This is a genomic window from Methyloversatilis sp. XJ19-49, from assembly GCF_024580145.1.
Lineage (GTDB): Bacteria > Pseudomonadota > Gammaproteobacteria > Burkholderiales > Rhodocyclaceae > Methyloversatilis.
On the sequence record NZ_JANINI010000006.1, the window covers coordinates 1 to 17,026 of the forward strand.

The 17,026-nt window shown below is 65.4% G+C and carries 16 protein-coding genes; 13 read left to right on the top strand and 3 right to left on the bottom strand.

All coding sequences use genetic code 11. The features are described 5' to 3' along the window. The coding region (locus tag NMQ16_RS08445) for a phosphomethylpyrimidine synthase ThiC (RefSeq protein ID WP_257080136.1) at positions 1-755 on the bottom strand (755 nt) is incomplete at its 3' end. A gap of 469 nt (positions 756-1,224) precedes the next feature. Between NMQ16_RS08445 and NMQ16_RS08450 the strand changes: the two genes are divergently transcribed. The 3 genes from NMQ16_RS08450 to NMQ16_RS08460 all read left to right on the top strand — a co-directional run bounded on the left by NMQ16_RS08450 (position 1,225) and on the right by NMQ16_RS08460 (position 4,741). Next, positions 1,225-2,406, top strand: a complete 1,182-nt coding sequence (locus tag NMQ16_RS08450; RefSeq protein WP_257080137.1) for a porin — start codon at positions 1,225-1,227, stop codon at positions 2,404-2,406. Between the two features lie 70 nt (positions 2,407-2,476). Continuing rightward, positions 2,477-4,159: a PQQ-binding-like beta-propeller repeat protein gene (locus tag NMQ16_RS08455; protein WP_257080138.1), complete on the top strand. Its 1,683-nt coding sequence runs from the start codon at positions 2,477-2,479 to the stop codon at positions 4,157-4,159. Between the two features lie 186 nt (positions 4,160-4,345). After that, positions 4,346-4,741, top strand: coding sequence for a cytochrome c (locus NMQ16_RS08460; RefSeq protein ID WP_257080139.1), 396 nt, complete (start codon positions 4,346-4,348; stop codon positions 4,739-4,741). Between the two features lie 71 nt (positions 4,742-4,812). Here NMQ16_RS08460 and NMQ16_RS08465 read toward each other — a convergent pair whose 3' ends face one another. Next, positions 4,813-6,864, bottom strand: coding sequence for a sigma-54-dependent Fis family transcriptional regulator (locus NMQ16_RS08465; protein ID WP_257080140.1), 2,052 nt, complete (start codon positions 6,862-6,864; stop codon positions 4,813-4,815). 296 nt (positions 6,865-7,160) lie between these two features. Here NMQ16_RS08465 and NMQ16_RS08470 point away from each other — a divergent pair, with 296 nt between their 5' ends. The 8 genes from NMQ16_RS08470 (at position 7,161) to NMQ16_RS08505 (ending at position 14,431) form a co-directional block, all read left to right on the top strand. Next, a complete protein-coding gene (locus NMQ16_RS08470; RefSeq protein WP_257080141.1) occupies positions 7,161-8,240 on the top strand; it encodes an ATP-NAD kinase family protein in 1,080 nt (359 codons plus the stop codon). A gap of 142 nt (positions 8,241-8,382) precedes the next feature. Continuing rightward, positions 8,383-9,357: a thiamine pyrophosphate-dependent dehydrogenase E1 component subunit alpha gene (locus tag NMQ16_RS08475; RefSeq protein WP_305634076.1), complete on the top strand. Its 975-nt coding sequence runs from the start codon at positions 8,383-8,385 to the stop codon at positions 9,355-9,357. A 33-nt stretch (positions 9,358-9,390) separates the two neighbouring features. Beyond that, on the top strand, positions 9,391-10,401 hold the full coding sequence (locus tag NMQ16_RS08480) for an alpha-ketoacid dehydrogenase subunit beta (RefSeq protein ID WP_257080142.1): 1,011 nt from the start codon (positions 9,391-9,393) through the stop codon (positions 10,399-10,401). Next, positions 10,401-11,510: an acetoin dehydrogenase dihydrolipoyllysine-residue acetyltransferase subunit gene (locus tag NMQ16_RS08485; RefSeq protein ID WP_257080143.1), complete on the top strand. Its 1,110-nt coding sequence runs from the start codon at positions 10,401-10,403 to the stop codon at positions 11,508-11,510. Before NMQ16_RS08480 ends, NMQ16_RS08485 begins: the two co-directional genes overlap by 1 nt. A gap of 152 nt (positions 11,511-11,662) precedes the next feature. Further along, positions 11,663-12,613, top strand: coding sequence for a lipoyl synthase (gene lipA, locus NMQ16_RS08490; protein ID WP_257080144.1), 951 nt, complete (start codon positions 11,663-11,665; stop codon positions 12,611-12,613). Further along, entirely contained in the window at positions 12,606-12,824 is a 219-nt protein-coding gene (thiS, locus tag NMQ16_RS08495; RefSeq protein ID WP_069038430.1) for a sulfur carrier protein ThiS, read from the top strand. The genes lipA and thiS overlap by 8 nt, the downstream gene beginning before the upstream one ends. A gap of 1 nt (position 12,825) precedes the next feature. After that, complete coding sequence (locus tag NMQ16_RS08500) at positions 12,826-13,647, top strand: thiazole synthase (protein ID WP_373457159.1); 822 nt, start codon at positions 12,826-12,828, stop codon at positions 13,645-13,647. A 43-nt stretch (positions 13,648-13,690) separates the two neighbouring features. Further along, positions 13,691-14,431 carry an SDR family NAD(P)-dependent oxidoreductase gene (locus NMQ16_RS08505; RefSeq protein ID WP_257080145.1) on the top strand — a complete coding sequence of 247 codons (741 nt, stop codon included), beginning with the start codon at positions 13,691-13,693 and terminating at the stop codon, positions 14,429-14,431. A gap of 19 nt (positions 14,432-14,450) precedes the next feature. Here the strand turns inward: NMQ16_RS08505 and NMQ16_RS08510 are convergent, their stop codons facing one another. Continuing rightward, positions 14,451-15,203, bottom strand: a complete 753-nt coding sequence (locus NMQ16_RS08510) for a YdcF family protein (RefSeq protein WP_257080146.1) — start codon at positions 15,201-15,203, stop codon at positions 14,451-14,453. Positions 15,204-15,312: 109 nt separating this feature from the next. Between NMQ16_RS08510 and NMQ16_RS08515 the strand changes: the two genes are divergently transcribed. Together NMQ16_RS08515 and NMQ16_RS08520 are read left to right on the top strand one after the other, a co-directional pair. Continuing rightward, the gene (locus tag NMQ16_RS08515) at positions 15,313-15,798 is read left to right on the top strand and encodes a DUF2802 domain-containing protein (RefSeq protein ID WP_257080147.1); all 486 of its coding nucleotides are present in this window, start codon (positions 15,313-15,315) and stop codon (positions 15,796-15,798) included. After that, positions 15,795-16,583, top strand: a complete 789-nt coding sequence (locus NMQ16_RS08520) for an SPOR domain-containing protein (RefSeq protein ID WP_257080148.1) — start codon at positions 15,795-15,797, stop codon at positions 16,581-16,583. The genes NMQ16_RS08515 and NMQ16_RS08520 overlap by 4 nt, the downstream gene beginning before the upstream one ends. The last annotated feature ends 443 nt before the right edge of the window (positions 16,584-17,026 follow it).

Here is a 17,026-nt window from a genome sequence, read left to right on the forward strand (position 1 = left end):
TTGATCTTCACGAGGAAGTTGCGGCCGATGATCATCGGCTCGCTCTCCGGGTGATTGATGTTGGCCGGGATGATGGCGCGCCCGCGGGCGACCTCATCGCGCACGAACTCGGGGGTGATTTCGGCGGGGATGGACGCGCCGAAGCTCTGACCCGGGTGCTGGCGACCGAGCAGGGCGGCCATCTTGGCGCCGGTCGGGCCGGAGGCCTTCAGTGACTCGATGTATTCACGCCGCTGCAGGTTCTCGCGGATGGCGATGTATTCCATCTCGGGCGTGATGATTCCACGCCGGGCGTAGTGCATCTGCGAAACATTGGCACCGGCGATGGCACGGCGCGGTGCGCGGTGCAGGCCGGGAAAGCGCAGATGGGCGGTGGCCGCATCCATTGCGCGTTCGGTGCCGAAGGCGGACGAGAGGCCGGAGAGCTGTTCGGTGTCGCCGCGCTGGGCAATCCAGCCCGAGCGCTCGCCGGGCTTGCCGGAGCGGATGTCGATGGAGGCGGCAGGGTCGGAGTAGGGGCCGGAGCAGTCATAGACATAGACCGGCGGGTTCTTCTCGGCGCCGAAGGAGGCGGGGGTGTCGGACTGGGAAATCTCGCGCATGGGCACGCGGATGTCCGGGCGCGACCCTTCGATGTAGACCTTGCGCGAATTGGGCAGCGGCGCGATGGCCGCCGAGTCGACGTGCGCCTGCGCGGCGAGGAAGGTGTCGCGGCTATCGCGGGAGTCGGGAGAAAGCGGGTCTTTGGCGTTCATGAAAGCTCCTGTGGGGTGCGGCTGCGGTGATGTCACCACAGGCGCACGGTGTGCGTCCGTACGGTTCAGCAATTTCCAGTCCACGAAGCGGGCGCATGACGCGGCGGCAGCGCGAGGACACACAGCGCAGCCGTCATTCGATTCCGGCGCCGGAACGGCGTCTGCCGGGCGCACCGGGTGAGTTGTCATCCGCCTGCGCAACGGTCATCGGACGCACGCCAAGGTGTCTCGCGAGACACCTGCGACGCCCTTCGTGCGGTCGATACAGATGTCGCAGTTTCTCGAGCTTCGCCAAGACATCTGTCGCATGTCTCTCCGGGTGAATCTCAAGGGCCGGGAAAAATACCCTGTCAATTCAATGCTGTGAAGGTTGGCATGGATTCTGCCCTTGTGTTCTCCGACGAAGGTGTCGCCGAAAGCGGCGCCGCGTCGAAGCTCGAAGTTTCGACATCAACAATCGGAGGGGAGTATGAAAAAGAAGATCTCTGGCGCGTCGGCGCAGGGCGCACGCAACGCATGCACGCTGGCAGCGGCAGTCGCTGCGGCAATGATGATGGTTCCCGGTGCGGCGCAAGCCGACATCGTGATCGGTGAAGTGGCCGGTACCAAGCTGTCGATGTTCGGCATCATCGACGTTGGTCTGCTGTACAACAGCAAGGCCAACGCCAGCGGCGACAGCAAGACTTCGATGGAAACCAGCGGTCTGCGTCAGACCGTGATCGGCTTCAAGGGCGAACGCGAACTGCAGCCGAATCTCACTGCGTTCTTCAATCTCGAATCGCACTTCGACACCAACGACGGTTTCCTGCACGGCACCGGTGATGCGCCGCGCGGCGGTACGAACAACACGCCGCTGTTCCGGCGTCAGGCGAATCTGGGTGTGCGCGGCGACTGGGGTAGCGTGACGGTCGGCCGTCAATACGGCCCGGCACTGCTGGCCCACATCGGTACCGAACCGCGTGCCTTCAAGGAGCAGTTCTCCAACCTGTATGCGTGGGCCTATGGTCAGTTGTTCACGACCGCCAATGCCGCGGGCGGCGATCGCAACACCAACAACGATGTGGGTATTTTCTTCAGCAATGCCGTGCAGTACAGACATACTGTCGGCCCGGTGAATTTCGGCGTGCTGTACGCGTTCGGCGGTCAGCCCGGTTCGGCCAAGGACAACAGCTCGTATGCCGTGGGCGCGACCTACAACGGGCCGATCACGCTGTCCGCGTCCTACCAGGCGATGAATGACGAACAGACCGGCAAGAGCAACATCGAGCACACGTCGCTCGGCTTCGCGATTCCGTTCGGCGACTTCATCTGGAAGAACAACTGGATGAATGCCAAGAACGACGCGCGCACCGGCGCCGAACTGGCCGACATCAACGGCTTCGGCACGGGCCTGGACTGGAAGTGGCACGCCAAGAATTCGGCCACGGTGGCGTACTACATCAACAAGGACGACAGGAACAAGACCGACGAAACGAAGTTCCTCGTCATCAGCAATGACTACCAGTGGCGGCCGGACACGACGCTGTACGTGCAGTTCGCGTACGCCGATGCCGATGCGGGCGCCACGCTGCGCACCAGCATCGTCGCTGCAGGCGTGACCGCGGGCGAGAAGAGCACGCTGCTCAATGTCGGCCTGAATTTCATGTTCTGAAGCAAAGCGACTGCTTGACCACCCGGGGCTGCACCCGGGTGTATGAACCCAAGTGAATGGAGATTGATAGATGACTGCCTCACGCAACATGTTCCGCCTGTCTGCCGCTCTGCTGGCCGGATCGGCGCTGTCCTTCATGACCGCAGTACCTGCCATGGCGCAGGGCAAGGCCGGCTTTGAAGACCCGAACAACTGGCCCGAGTATCACCGCACCAGCAATGCCTGGCGCTTCAGCCCGCTGAACCAGATCACGCGCGAAAACGTGAAGAAACTGAAGGTCGCCTGGGTGCATCAGCCGGGCAACATCACGCACGGCCTGCAGGCGACGCCGATCGTGATCGATGGCGTGATGTACTCGATCTCGGCCAACAACAATGTGTGGGCGATCGATGCCGCCACCGGCAAGACGCTGTGGAACTACGCGCCGAAGCTCGACAAGATCGTCGACCAGGTGTTCTACGGTGCAGCCAGCCGCGGCGTGACCGTGGGCCGCGGCAAGGTGTTTCTGGGGACGCTGGACGGCCGCTTCATCGCGCTCGATCAGAAGACCGGCAAGGAGCTGTGGTCGACCCAGCTGACCAACCCGAAGACGCAGTACGGCGCATTATTCTCGGCGCCTCCGCAACTGGCCGGCAACGTGCTGTTCGGTGGTACCACCGGCGGCGACCAGCCGATCTCGGGCAAGATCTACGCGGTTAATGCCGACACCGGCAAGCCGGCATGGACTTTCGACGTCATCAAGAACGATCCGAAGAGCTGGCCGGGCGACAGTGGCAAGGTCGGTGGCGGCAGCGCCTGGATGCCGGGTACCTACGACGCGAAGACCGACACCATCTACATCGGTACGTCGAACGCTGCGCCGGACTACTACAACTACGACCGCAAGGGCGACAACCTCTATACGGCTTCGCTGCTCGCGATCGAAGGCAAGACCGGCAAGCTGAAGTGGCACCGTCAGGAAGTCCCGAACGACTCGTGGGATTACGACTCGGCGTATGAAGCCCTGGTCGTGCAGAAGGACGGCAAGGATGTCATCGTCCATCTGAACAAGGGCGGCTTCGTGTTCGTCATGGACAAGAAGGACGGCGCGCTCGAAAACGTGTGGCAGTTCTCCGAGAACGTGAACTGGGTCAAGGGCATCGACCCGAAGACCGGTGCGCTGATCGATCCGGTCTACCCGGAAATCGACAAGACCAAGACCTTCTGTCCGAACCTGCTCGGCGCGCGCAGCTGGAATCACGGCGCCTACAACCCGGGCACCGGCCTGTGGTACTCGCACGCGATGGAAGTCTGCAACGAAGTGGTCGCCGGCAAGGATGATCCGGACAACCTGAAGGCGGTGTCTGCGCTGTCGCTGGGCATCGAGTCGATCAAGCTGGTGGCGCCGCCGAACAGCAAGCCGCATGGCCGTCTGGACGCGCGTGATCCGCTGACCGGCAAGGTCAAGTGGTCGATCAAGTACGACATGCCCCCGCTGTCGTCGGTGCTGACCACGGCCGGCGGCCTGGTGTTCACCGGCGATCTGGAAGGAAAGATCTTCGGTTACGACGCTGACACCGGCAAGGAACTGTGGTCCTTCAATTCGGGCTCCGGCCTGCGTGGCGGACCGGTCAGCTACTCCGTGAAGGGCAAGCAGTACATCGTGTTCCCGACCGGTCTGGGCTCGCATGCTCCGGGCTTCCTCGCAGGTGCATTCCCGCAGATCAAGGATCTGCCGGGCGGCGCTGCACTCATCGCTTTCACGTTGGAGTAGCAACGTTGGAACCCCCGGCGCGTGGCTCCGCGCCGGGGTGGCATGTCTCCTCATTCACAGGCGGTTACTCATGTTGCTGCCTGTTTTTTTTCGTTCACACTGTTGCTGGGGTCTGCTGACATTCAATCGGGACGTGATGGAATGTCACGAGACTCTGATTCGGAAACTCGACCAGGACTTGAAGCAATGACTCATGAAACTCCTCGCAGCAATGCCAAAGGCCGGCTGACCGTATCCGCACTGGTGATTGCCCTCGGCATGATCTGGGCCGCGCCGTCACCCGCCATGGCGACCGAAGACCCGATTGTTGCACCGTCCTTCGATCTGACCGATCCGGAGCGGATCGCCCTCGGCAAGAAGCGCTTCAACAAGACCTGCGCGGGCTACTGCCATGGTTCGGATGGCGTCGGCGGGCGCGCCCCCGATTTCAAGGGACGCACCGATCTGGCAGATGAAGAGGCTTTCCGCACGATCTTCCACGGACGTCGCACGTCGGACATCATGCCGCCCTGGGGCGCGGCGTTCTCGACCGATCAGATCTGGGAACTGGTGGCCTACATCAAGTTTCTCGGCACGCAGTAAGGCGTGACCGGAAGGGCTGCAGTGTCCGTCCCGCAGCAGCGTGAGGCTGCTGCGGGACGGATGCCACCGGTTCAGCCCTGCTGTGCGGTCCGCTCTGCGCTGTCGAGGTAGTTGGGCGCCACGATGCGCAGACGCGCCATCTTGCGGTAGAAGGTGGCGCGCGACATGCCGAGCTGGCGTGCCGTCTCGGTCACCTTCCAGTGATTGCGCCGCAATGCCTCCAGCATTTTCTGGCGCAGCTGCAGACACACTTCACTCAACGGCTCGCCGCTGTCGTCTTCGCAGGCGTCGAACGAAATGGTGGCGGCGACCGGCTGCTGCTGGGGCGGTGGCGGCAGGGCGGCGCGCGTCGGCTTGTTGCCGGCGCGCAGCTCGTGCGGGAAGTGTTCGAGCCGCACCAGCGGACCTTCCGCAATGGCGCAGGCGTAGCGCACCGCGTGCCGCAACTGGCGGATGTTGCCCGGCCAGCTGTAGGCAAGCAGCACATCCATCGTCTCTGCCTCGATCGAAAGCCCGGTGCGTTCCATCGCGGTGCTTTCTTCCAGCATCACCTGTTCGACCAGCGCGCGCTTGTCCTCGCGCTCGCGCAGCGGTGGCAACGTGAACGAGGCGCCGTTGAGGCGGTAGAACAGGTCTTCGCGGAAGCGCCCTTCGCGCACCAGCTCCGGCAGGTCCTGGTGGGTGGCGCAGATCACGTGCAGGCGCACCGGCGTGGGCTGTTCGGCACCGAGCGGCACCACTTCGCCTTCGGCCAGCACGCGCAGCAGGCGGCTCTGCAGCGACAGCGGCATGTCGCCGATTTCGTCGAGGAAGAGGGTGCCGCCGTCGGACTGCAGGATCTTGCCCTTCGAGCCCTTGTTGCGCGCGCCGGTGAAGGCGCCGTCGCGGTAGCCGAACAGTTCGCTCTCGATCAGGCTTTCCGGAATCGCGGCGCAGTTGAGCGCGACGAAAGGTTGTTTGGCCCGGTCGCTGAAATCGTGGATGCCGCGCGCGAACGCCTCCTTGCCAGTGCCGGTCTCGCCCAGCAGCATGACCGGAATGTCGCGGTTGGCCACGCGCACTGCGCAGCCCACATTGGACTTCACGCGCGGGTCGCCCAGCGCCAGGTGGCGGAAACCGCGTGGCGCCGTCAGGTCTTCCGCCTCGGCGACCGGCTTGGCGGCAATCTGCGGCAGCGTGCGTGCGTGCGGGGCGCGCAGCACGGCAAACAGCCGCTGTCCGGTGGCGAACATGCGCAGCGGGAACGGTGCGCCCGGGCTGGCGTGCGCGGCGGCCATGATGCCGTTGGCGGTGCATTCGAACAGGTCGTGCAGGTACTCGGCGCGACGCCCGTTGTGGTTGATCAGTTCGTGGCGCGCACGCCGGTTGCCGCCGACGATGCGTCCGCTGTCGTCGAACGCGATCAGGTAGTCGGTCTCCACCGGCAGGAATTCGGCGATCGGGCCGAGTTGCAGTATCCAGTGGTTGCGCAGGCTGTAGTGGGCGTAGGCGTCCTCGATCAGGCGCGCCTTGTCGATCACCATGCGGTAGATCAGCAACTGGCTTTCGCGCTGCTCGGGCGAGTACAGGGCCGACGCATCGAGCACGGCGATCGGTTCGTCTTCCAGTCCCACGATGGGCACCGAACTGCAGGTGAAGCTGATGTTGTGGGCGCGGAAGTGTTCGCCGCGATGGACCAGCGTGGGCTGGCAGTCGATCAGGCTGGTGCCGACGCCACAGGTGCCCTCGTGTTCTTCCGCCCAGCAGGTGCCGTTGCGGAAGCCTTCGTCCTTCAGTTCGCGTTCGAGGTGCGGCACGGTGCGGAAATCGACCGTCACGCCCTGGGCGTCGGTCAGCAGCACGCAGTAGTCGGCCAGCAGCACCTGCTGATGCAGGCGCTCGACGCCTTCGCGCGCGATGCGCATGAAGGTTTCAAGACGGTCGCGATGTTCGCGCAGCTCGTAGGCGGTGACGACCTTCGGTGTCGTCGCCCGTCCGGGGTCGATCGAGTGCTTGTTCAACGACCGGTGCCACGAGCGCTTCAGCCGGTCGTGTTCCGCATGAAGCGGAGCGGATCGACTGGGTGCTTCGATGGCCTTGAGTACCCGGCCGACGTGTTCCGAGATCGAGTGTCCGCGGTCCATGTCTTTCTCCTCACGAATATATACATCTGTCGAAACACCGCGTGCGACGAAGTCTGCCGTGGCGTTTCACTTTTGTGACTTGAGGGTAAGCCCTGTACCGCCTGAAATCAACGCGACGAATGTCTCCGAAAAGTGAGACAGGTGTCTCAATGGCTCGTTGTCGCAGCGAGCGCCGATGCGACAGGTGGGCGGCCGCGTGTTGCGCCGATGCGCACAACATCCCGAAGAGCGCTTAAGAATCATCCGCTTGACGGTTCGGGTGACACTGTCGGGATGGCGCTGGCACGGCCGATGCAATGACACAGGTAACCAACGCCTGGAGTCGCATCGTCGTGCTGTCCGCCCCACCTCGTCCTGCCCTCGTCGGCATCATCGCGAATCCCGCATCGGGTCGGGACATCCGCCGCCTGACTTCGCGTGCGTCGGTGTTTCCGAACGCCGAGAAGGCCAGCATGATGGTGCGGGCGATCGCCGGGCTGGAAGCGGCCGGTGTCCGCGATGTCATGATCATGCCGGACTCGGGCGGCATCTGCGGCCCGCTGTTCCGGGCGCTGTCGGTGACCACCGGTTCCCCGGTCACGGTGCAGCCGCGCTTCATCGACATGCCGGTCACCAGCTCGGCCGACGACACGCTGCGGGCGACCGAGCTGATGTGTCAGGCCGGTGCGGGCGCGATCATCGTGCTCGGCGGCGACGGCACGCATCGCGCCGTGGCGGCGCGCTGTGGCCAGGTGCCGCTGCTTGCGCTGTCCACCGGTACCAACAACGCCTTTCCCGAAATGCGTGAAGCCACGGTCGCCGGACTGGCGGCCGGCCTGCTCGCCACCGGCGCCGTACCGGCCGATGTCGGCTTGCGGCGCAACAAGCTGCTGCGCGTGCGCTGCGATGACCGCACGGACATCGCCCTGGTCGATCTGTGCGTCACGCGCCACAACTACGTCGGTTCGCGCGCCGTGTGGGACAGCGCGCTGCTGGAGGAACTGTTCGTCGCCTTCGCCGGGGCCGATGCGATCGGTCTGTCGGCGATCGCCGGTCAGCTCGAACCGGTCACCCGCAGCGCGCCGCATGGCCTGCATGTGCGCTGCGCCGACACGACGCTTACGCCGCAGCAGGTGATCGTGCCGATTGCCCCGGGACTGATCAGCGCGGTCGGCATCCGCGAGTACGGTCGTCTGCTGCCCGGGCAGCCGGTCGTGCTCGCACCGCAGAGCGGCACCATCGCGCTCGATGGCGAGCGCGAGATCGAATTCGATCCGTCGAACCGCATCAGCGTCGAACTCGACCTGCACGGCCCGCTGACCATTGATGTCGCCGCCGTACTCGAAAACGCGGCGCGCCGACGCGTGCTGCGCCACTACGCAGGGAGCCCGGCATGAGCCGCGTGCGCGCCCTGTCCCGTCTCTCCCCGGAGGTGCCGGCGCCTGCCGCCAGCGCCTTCGTGCCCGGTTCGTCCGGCCAACCGCCCGCAACTGCCGGAGATCAGCGGGCTTGTCATTCCATCCACAACGAGGAGCACCCATGAGCAGTTCATTGACCAGGGAAGGCCTGCTGCAGGCCTACCGGACCATGCGCACGATCCGGGAATTCGAGGAACGTCTGCACGTCGATTTCGCCACTGGCGAAATCCCCGGCTTCGTCCACCTGTATGCCGGTGAGGAAGCGTCGGCAACCGGCATCTGCATGCACCTGAACCGCGACGACTACATCGCCAGTACCCACCGTGGCCACGGCCACTGCATCGCCAAGGGCGTCGATCCGGTCGGCATGATGGCCGAGATCTGGGGCAAGCGCACCGGCACCTGCAAGGGCAAGGGCGGCTCGATGCACATCGCTGATCTTGACGTCGGCATGCTGGGTGCCAATGGCATCGTCGGCGGTGGCGGCCCGCTGATCTGCGGTACCGCGCTGGCGTCCAAGCTGCGCGGCAGCAACAACGTCGGCGTGTGCTTCTTCGGTGATGGCGCGTCCAACCAGGGCACGATTTTCGAGGCCATGAATCTGGCAGCCGTGTGGAAGTTGCCGGTCATCTTCGTCGGCGAGAACAACGGCTATGCCGAAGCGACCGCCAGCAAATTCTCGGTCGCCTGCGAAAACATCGCAGACCGCGCCTCAGCCTTCGGAATGCCGGGCGTGATCACCGACGGCTTTGATTTCTTCGCCGTGCATGAAGCGGCCGGCGAAGCGGTCAAGCGTGCCCGCGAAGGTGGCGGACCTACGCTGCTCGAAGTGAAGCTGTCGCGCTACTACGGCCACTTCGAAGGCGACCAGCAGACCTACCGTGCACCGGGCGAAGTGCAGAAGCTGCGCGAAACCAAGGACTGCCTGATGCAGTTCGCACGTCGCGTGACGTCTCGCGGCGAACTGTCGATGGCCGAGCTCGAAGCCATCGATGTCGAGGTGAAGACCCTGATCGACGCATCGGTGGTGAAGGCCAAGGCAGATCCGCTGCCCTTGCCCGAAGACCTGATGGCAGACGTCTACGTCTCTTACTGAACCCACGCCACACGCTGACAGGAGAAATATCAGATGGCACGAAAGATCACTTACCAGCAAGCCATCAACGAGGCGCTGGATCAGGAAATGGCACGCGACCCGAGCGTCATCGTCATGGGCGAAGACGTGGCCGGCGGCGCCGGCGCACCGGGCGAGGAAGACTCGTGGGGCGGCGTGCTCGGCGTCACCAAGGGCTTGTATGCGAAGCACCCTGGGCGCGTGCTCGACACGCCGATTTCTGAATCCGGTTACATCGGTGCCGCGGTCGGCGCAGCCTGCAACGGCATGCGTCCGGTGGCCGAGCTGATGTTCATCGATTTCATGGGCGTGTGCTTCGACCAGATCTTCAACCAGGCCGCCAAGTTCCGCTACATGTTCGGTGGCAAGGCGAAGACGCCGGTGGTCATCCGCGCCATGTACGGCGCCGGTTTCCGCGCCGCTGCGCAGCACTCGCAGTGCCTTTACAACATCTTCACCCACATCCCCGGGCTGAAGGTGGTGCTGCCGTCGAATCCGTATGACGCGAAGGGCCTGCTGATCCAGTCCATCCGCGACAACGACCCAGTGATCTTCCTCGAACACAAGGCCCTCTACACGATGGAAGGCGATGTGCCGGAAGAGAGCTACATCGTGCCGTTCGGCGAAGCCGCCGTGGTGCAGGAAGGTGACGACGTGACCATCGTGGCCTTCGGCCGCATGGTCAATTACGCCAAGGATGCGGGTGCCAGCCTGCGCAAGAAGGGCGTCCAGTGCGAAATCATCGATCCGCGCACGACCTCGCCGATGGACTTCGACACCATTCTCGAAAGCGTCGAGCGCACCGGTCGTCTGGTCATCGTCGATGAATCGCACCCGCGCTGCAGCATGGCGTCCGACGTGTCGGGCTTCATCGCGCAGGAAGCGTTCGGCGCCCTCAAGGCACCGATCCAGATGGTGACCGCACCGCACGTCCCCGTGCCCTTCGCAGCGTCGCTCGAAGACCTCTACATTCCCAGCCCGGCGCGCATCGAAGAAGCCGTGATGCGCGTCAAGGAGTATCGCTGATGTCCTCGATTCTGACCGTCACCATGCCCAAGTGGGGCTTGTCCATGCAGGAGGGCAAGGTCAACCTGTGGCTGAAGGAAGTCGGTGACACGATCGCTCCGGGCGAGGAAATCATCGAAGTCGAGAGCGAGAAGATTTCCGGCGCCGTCGAGGCGGCCGTCACCGGCGTGCTGCGCCGGCAGGTCGCCCAGCCGGACGAGGTGCTGCCGGTTGGCGCCCTGCTCGGCGTGATTGCCGACGCCGACGTGTCGGATGATCTGATCGATGATCTGATCGCCCGCTTCCAGGCGGAATTCGTGCCGCCGACCGACGACGAGGCCGATGCCGGACCGCAGACGCAGACGGTGCAGGTCAATGGCCGGCAGTTGCGCTATCTGAAGCGCGGTGACGGCGGCACGCCGCTGCTGCTGATCCACGGCTTCGGTGGCGATCTGAACAACTGGCTGTTCAACCATGAAGCGCTGGCCGCTTCGCGCGCCGTCTATGCGATCGATCTGCCGGGTCATGGCGCATCGACCAAGGTCACCGGTGCGGCGTCGCTCGACGATCTGGCCGATGCGGTGAGCGGGTTCATGGAGGCGGTCGGCATTACATCCGCCGACGTCGTCGGTCACTCGATGGGCGGCGGCGTGTGCCTTGCGCTGACGCGCCGCGCGCCGCAGAAGGTCAAGTCACTGACGCTGATCGCGAGTGCCGCTCTGGGCAGCGACATCAACGGTGCCTACATCGACGGCTTCGTCGCCGGCAACACGCGCAATGCACTCAAGCCGCTGCTGGCGCAGCTCTTTTCGGACGCCGGTCTGGTCACGCGTCAGCTGATCGACGACATGCTCAAGTACAAGCGGCTCGAAGGAGTGGACGAGGCACTGGCGACGCTGGCCGGCGGACTGTTCCCCGCTGGCCGTCAGTCGGCTGTGCTGGCTGATGTCGCGGCAGCAAGCGGCAAGCCGGTGCTGGTGATCTGGGGCGAGAACGACCGGATCATTCCGGTCGCGCACGCTTCGGCCATTCCGTCGGCCAGGGTGGTGGTGCTGCCGGCACAGGGCCACATGGTGCAGATGGAATCGGCCAGTGAAGTGAACAAGCTGATCGGCGAGTTCACAAGCTGAATACGAACGGAGCACCAACGGAGCCCGACCCGGGCCCCTGTTGAGCAGTCAGACCGTCCGCCCCGAACAGGGGATGGACAGGGCGGAGCATCCGTTGCGGGTGTTCCGCCTCGCTGCGGCATGCGCCGCAGCAACCCGACGAAGGACAAGAAATGAATTCAGCAGTCGTGGGAGAAGGCCTGCGCGGACGCGACAAGCTGGCCCGCATTCCGGTCAAGGTCCGCGAAGACGTGGCGTCGCCGGCGAAACCTGCCTGGCTGCGCGGCCGTGATCAGGACACGCCGGCCGTGCGCGCGCTGCAGGGCGTGCTGCGTGACCACGCACTGCATACGGTGTGCGAGGAAGCGGCCTGCCCGAACATCGGCGAATGCTTCGGTCGCGGCACCGCGACCTTCATGATCCTCGGTGCCATCTGCACGCGCCGCTGCCCGTTCTGCGATGTGTCGCACGGACGGCCGCTGGCGCCGGATGCCGACGAGCCGCAGCGCCTGGCCCACACGGTGGCGGCGATGAAGCTGCGCTATGTCGTGATCACCTCGGTCGACCGCGACGACTTGCGCGACGGCGGCGCTGCGCACTTTGCGCAGTGCATGGCCGACATCCGCGCGGCGTCGCCCAACATCACGATCGAGGTGCTGACACCGGATTTCCGTGGCCGCGAGGCGGCCGCACTCGACGCGCTGGCGGTGTCGCCGCCGGACGTGTTCAACCACAACATGGAAACCGTGCCGCGCCTGTACCGCGAGGTCAGGCCCGGCGCGAGCTACGAAGGCTCGTTGAAGCTGATCCGCGATTTCGGCGCGCGCTTCCCGGGCGTGCCTACCAAGACCGGCCTGATGCTCGGTCTCGGCGAAACCGAAGACGAAGTGGTCGAGGTGATGCGTGACCTGCGCGCGCACGGCTGCGACCTGCTGACGCTGGGTCAGTACCTGCGTCCGTCGCCAGCGCACCTGCCGGTGATCGAGTACATCTCGCCGGCACGCTTCGATGCGCTGCGCGAAAAGGCGCTCGAGCTGGGTTTCAGCGAGGTGGCCGCGGGGCCGCTGGTGCGCTCGTCCTACCGCGCCGACGTGCTGCATCAGGCGCATGCCGATCATGACTGATCCGCGCCCTTCACTGGTCACCGTCAATGGGCAGATCGAGCGGCTGGACGCCGTGATGTCCGTGGGCAGTCTGCTCGACGGCAAGGCTTTGCGCACACGCCGCATCGCGGTCGAGCGCAACGGCGAAATCGTGCCGCGCAGCGCGTTTGACTGCACCTGGCTCAATCACGGCGATCGCGTGGAAATCGTCGTCGCAGTCGGAGGAGGTTGAAGTGAATCCACCCTTGAGCCCCTGTCTGAGTGACTCGCTGGTCATCGGCGGCCAGACGTTCGAATCGCGTCTGCTGGTGGGCACCGGCAAGTATCGCGACCTCGCCGAAACCGCACGCGCGCTGGACGCCAGCGCGGCCGAAATCGTCACCGTGGCGATCCGTCGTGTGCCGCTGACGGCGCGCGACGGCGCGCCCGGGCTACTCGATGCGCTGCCGGTCGGTCGCTATACGCTGCTGCCCAATTCCGCCGGCTGCTACACCGCCGATGACGCGGTGCGCACGCTGCGGCTCGCGCGCGAACTGCTCGACGGCCACGATCTGGTGAAGCTCGAAGTGCTGGGCGACTCGAAGACGCTGTTTCCCGATATGCCGGAAACGCTGCGCGCGGCCGAAGTGCTGATCCGCGACGGTTTTCGCGTGATGGTCTATTGCTCGGATGACCCGATACAGGCGCGCGTGCTCGAAAGCATGGGCTGCGTGGCGGTGATGCCGCTGGCCAGCCTGATCGGCTCGGGCATGGGAATCCTGAATCCGTGGAACCTGAAAATCATCATTGCCGAGGCCGGCGTGCCGGTCATCGTCGATGCCGGCATCGGCACCGCGTCGGACGCGGCCGTGGCGATGGAGCTCGGTTGTGACGGCGTGCTGATGAATACCGCGATCGCGCATGCGCGTGATCCGGTGCTGATGGCCAGCGCCATGCGCCACGCCGTCGCGGCCGGTCGCCAGGCGTTTCTGGCCGGGCGGATGGACGCAGTGCCGTACCGCGCCGTGGCGTCGTCGCCGCAGGTCGGACTGATCACCCAGATGCAAGAGATGTAAGTACAGCAGGAAGCACCCACTACAAGAACAGGGAGGAATTCAGATGTCTTCAGCAGGAACACGCAAGGTTGCACTGGTCACCGGCGCATCCCGCGGTATCGGGGCGGCAGTCGCCGGCCGGCTCGCACGCGACGGCTTTCACGTGGTCGTCCACTACGGCCGCGGTGCGGACGAGGCGCGGGCGGTGTGCGAAGGCATACGGCAGGCGGGCGGCAGTGCATCAGTCGTGCAGGCGGATCTGGCGGCGCGCGACGGCGCCGACCAACTGCTCGCCGGCCTGGCTGAACAGCAGGTCGATGTGCTGGTGAATAACGCCGGCATCGCGCCCTTCGCATCGATCAGCGACATGGATGTCGACAGCTTCGACGAACTGTCGGCGGTCAACATGCGGTCCGTGTTCTTCGTCACGCAGAAGATATTGACGCGCATGGGCAGCGGCGGCCGCATCATCAACCTGTCGTCCGTGGTGGCGCGCACGGCATTTCCCGGCATGCCCGCCTATTCGGCCACCAAGGGCTTTGTTGATGTGCTGACGCTGCACCTCGCGGCCGAACTGGGTCCGCGCGGCATCACCGTGAATGCCGTGGCACCGGGCGTCATCGAAACTCGCCTCACCACCGGGCTGCTCGAAGGCGGTGGCGCCGATGCCGTGCAGTCCATCCAGGCGCTGTCGGGCATCGCAGGTCCGGATCGCGTGGCCGGCATCGTCGGCTTCCTCGCCGGTCCTGATGGCATCTGGACAACCGGTCAGGTGATCGACGTCAGCGGCGGCACCAAGCTCTGAGCGCGGCGGCTGCGCCGGCTCACGCCACGCGCAGGTTCATCGCGATCCAGCCCAGCCATTCGTGCAGCGCGACCCCTGATTGCGACAGCGCGCGCATGCTCGGCACCAGATCGCCCGGCGACACGCCGCCTGTGCGGCGGATCAGGGTGGGGGCGGCGAGTGGCGTCAGTCCGGCGCGGCGGAAGTGTTCCATCGCGCGCCGCATGTGGAAGGCGTGCGTCACCAGCGCCACGCGGGTGACGCCTTCGTTGCCGAGTGTGGCAGCGGACAGTACGGCGTTGTCGCCGGTATCGCGCGATGCCGACTCAATCCAGCGCACCGGAACATCCTGTTCCTGCAGGACAGCCGCCATCAGGTCTGCCTCCGGTTGGCCCTGCCACACCACACCACCGCTGACCAGCACCGGCAGACCGGTCTTCCGGGCCAGCCGGGCGCCAGCGCGAAGACGTTCAAGGGCGAAGCCATTAACCGTCTGTCCGTCGTAATCCACCAGGTTGTCGGTGCTGCCGGCGCCGAGAATGACGATGGCCTGGGCGTCCGACAGGTCGGCCACAGCGTCGGTGGCATAGGTCGAACGCTCGAGCCAGCCCGATACCACCGGCGTGGCGAGCAGCCACAACGCAATCAGACCACTCCACGCCAGCACCATGCCAGTGCGCGGATGGTGCCGGCGCAGCAGCAGCCCGAGGATGCTGGCGAGCAGCGGACTGACCGGCGGCAGCAGCAAGGTAGACAGCAGCTTCTTCAGGGCGAACATCAGCGAAGCCAGCATGGGCGCCTATCCGGGCAAAAAGACTTATTATCCGGGCCAATGCGCCTCATGGCGACAGGAAGACCACGGCGCCCCACTGCACGGAACGGCGCCTCAACGGAGCGTGCTCTTGATCGATGTATCGGCTATCGGCTGGAAGGAAGCGGCGCTCGTTGCGCTGGTCATTCTCGCGACATACATGGGTTACGCACTGATGCGCCTGTCCACGCTGAACGCCCGTCGCATTCAACCCGAGCCGGAACCGGTTGCCGACCCCGATCCGCCGACCATCGTGCCGGTTGCGCCTGCCCTCGGTTCTGACGAGATCGAAGCTCTGCTCGACACCCTGCTGGACCGCCGGCTGGCGCCGCTGATGCAGCAGATGGAAATCCGGCTCGATCAGGCCGAGTTGCGCATCGACGAACTGGGTCGCCGGGTGGAAACGGTCAATCAACTGCCGCCTGTCGCGCCGCAATACAGCGAGGCGTTGTCGCTCGCGGCACGCGGGTTGAGTGCGGAAGACATCGCCGACCAATGCGAAATGTCGGTCGGAGAAGCTGAACTGGTGCGCACGCTGGCCAAGAGCCGCGGCATGGGCGGGGGAGAGGAAACATGAGTGCGGCAGTGGCGCGGGCGCGTCTGGGCGTGAGAAGCGACGCCGAGGAGCAGGCGGCGGAACAGCGCAGTGCGCTGCTGCGCCGGGTGGTGGTGGCAGGCGGTCTGATCGCGCTGCTGATCGGTGGTCTGGCGCTGTTCGATGTGAGTCGCAAGCCGGCCGAGCCCTTGCCGCCATCGATGTCAGACGTGCAATCCGAGCCGGCCGTAGCCGAAGCCGAACCGCCGGCCGAAGAAACCGCGTTGCCGCCGTTGCCCCCGGCCGACGAAGGCACGGGCGATCCGGGTGCGTCCGACGTGACTGCGGCGGAGGCAAGGACCGTCAATCTGCCCGATACCCCGCCACCGCTGCCCGAAGGCACGGCGCGTCCTGAAGCGCCCGCCGGGACCGCCGAAGCGGAACCCGCTCCCGCCGCCGCACCGGCCACGCCCGGTCGCCTGGTGATCGGGGATGGCGAACCCCGCGCGCCGGCGGCGACGCAGCGGCTGCCAGCGCGAGCGCCGGCCGCCCAGCCGATCACCCGCACGCCACCACCCGCGGCAGCCGGCCAGGGCGAAATCACCGGTTACCGGGTGCAGGTCGGTGTGTTCAGCAGCGTGGCCAACGCGGAAGACGTGCGTGCGAAACTGGCGCTCAAGGGCATTCCATCGCAGATCGAGGCGCGCGTGCATGTCGGCCCGTTCAAGACGCGCGCAGAAGCCGACCAGGCGCGCGCAAGGCTGCGCGCACTGGGCATGGACAGTGGCGCTCCGGCGCCGGTGCGTGCCGCGACCGGCCGCCCTTGAACACTGCCTCGCCCTGAATCCCGACAGACTCTAAAGCTCGTGTTCGATCCGGACGTAAAACCGATCCCGATCAATAAAAACATGCGAGGCTGCGATGGCGCTTCTGGGCTGGGTGAAAAGGACGGAGCTGGACGCTCTGGCGGATGAGGGAAAGCGTTTGCGCCAGGAGGTCGGCGCATTGCGGGCGGAAATCGAGCGCCTCGAAGGCGAACGGGCCGAATTGCAGCGAACCAACGAAGACATCCGCGCCCAGTGCGGCTTCAACGCCGGACTGTTGTCGAATCTGACGGCTTACGCCGGCTCGTTCCAGCGTTTCCGGACCACCCTGGCCTCGCTGGCCGGAATCGTCACAGGCGAAGCCGAGCGCGCGGCCGACACGGCAACCCGCATATCGCAGACGGCCGAAGGCAGCCGTGTCATCGCAGCTGGCCTGGAGGGCTATT

Excerpts from the sequence above, each read along its gene's own strand:
- NMQ16_RS08450 (WP_257080137.1), top strand. The coding sequence starts at position 1,225 with ATGAAAAAGAAGATCTCTGGCGCGTCGGCGCAGGGCGCACGCAACGCA.
- NMQ16_RS08455 (WP_257080138.1), top strand. The coding sequence starts at position 2,477 with ATGACTGCCTCACGCAACATGTTCCGCCTGTCTGCCGCTCTGCTGGCC.
- NMQ16_RS08485 (WP_257080143.1), top strand. The coding sequence starts at position 10,401 with ATGTCCTCGATTCTGACCGTCACCATGCCCAAGTGGGGCTTGTCCATG.
- NMQ16_RS08475 (WP_305634076.1), top strand. The coding sequence starts at position 8,383 with ATGAGCAGTTCATTGACCAGGGAAGGCCTGCTGCAGGCCTACCGGACC.
- NMQ16_RS08505 (WP_257080145.1), top strand. The coding sequence starts at position 13,691 with ATGTCTTCAGCAGGAACACGCAAGGTTGCACTGGTCACCGGCGCATCC.
- NMQ16_RS08460 (WP_257080139.1), top strand. The coding sequence starts at position 4,346 with ATGACTCATGAAACTCCTCGCAGCAATGCCAAAGGCCGGCTGACCGTA.
- lipA (WP_257080144.1), top strand. The coding sequence starts at position 11,663 with ATGAATTCAGCAGTCGTGGGAGAAGGCCTGCGCGGACGCGACAAGCTG.
- NMQ16_RS08520 (WP_257080148.1), top strand. The coding sequence starts at position 15,795 with ATGAGTGCGGCAGTGGCGCGGGCGCGTCTGGGCGTGAGAAGCGACGCC.
- NMQ16_RS08470 (WP_257080141.1), top strand. The coding sequence starts at position 7,161 with ATGACACAGGTAACCAACGCCTGGAGTCGCATCGTCGTGCTGTCCGCC.
- thiS (WP_069038430.1), top strand. The coding sequence starts at position 12,606 with ATGACTGATCCGCGCCCTTCACTGGTCACCGTCAATGGGCAGATCGAG.
- NMQ16_RS08465 (WP_257080140.1), bottom strand. The coding sequence starts at position 6,864 with ATGGACCGCGGACACTCGATCTCGGAACACGTCGGCCGGGTACTCAAG.
- NMQ16_RS08510 (WP_257080146.1), bottom strand. The coding sequence starts at position 15,203 with ATGCTGGCTTCGCTGATGTTCGCCCTGAAGAAGCTGCTGTCTACCTTG.
- NMQ16_RS08480 (WP_257080142.1), top strand. The coding sequence starts at position 9,391 with ATGGCACGAAAGATCACTTACCAGCAAGCCATCAACGAGGCGCTGGAT.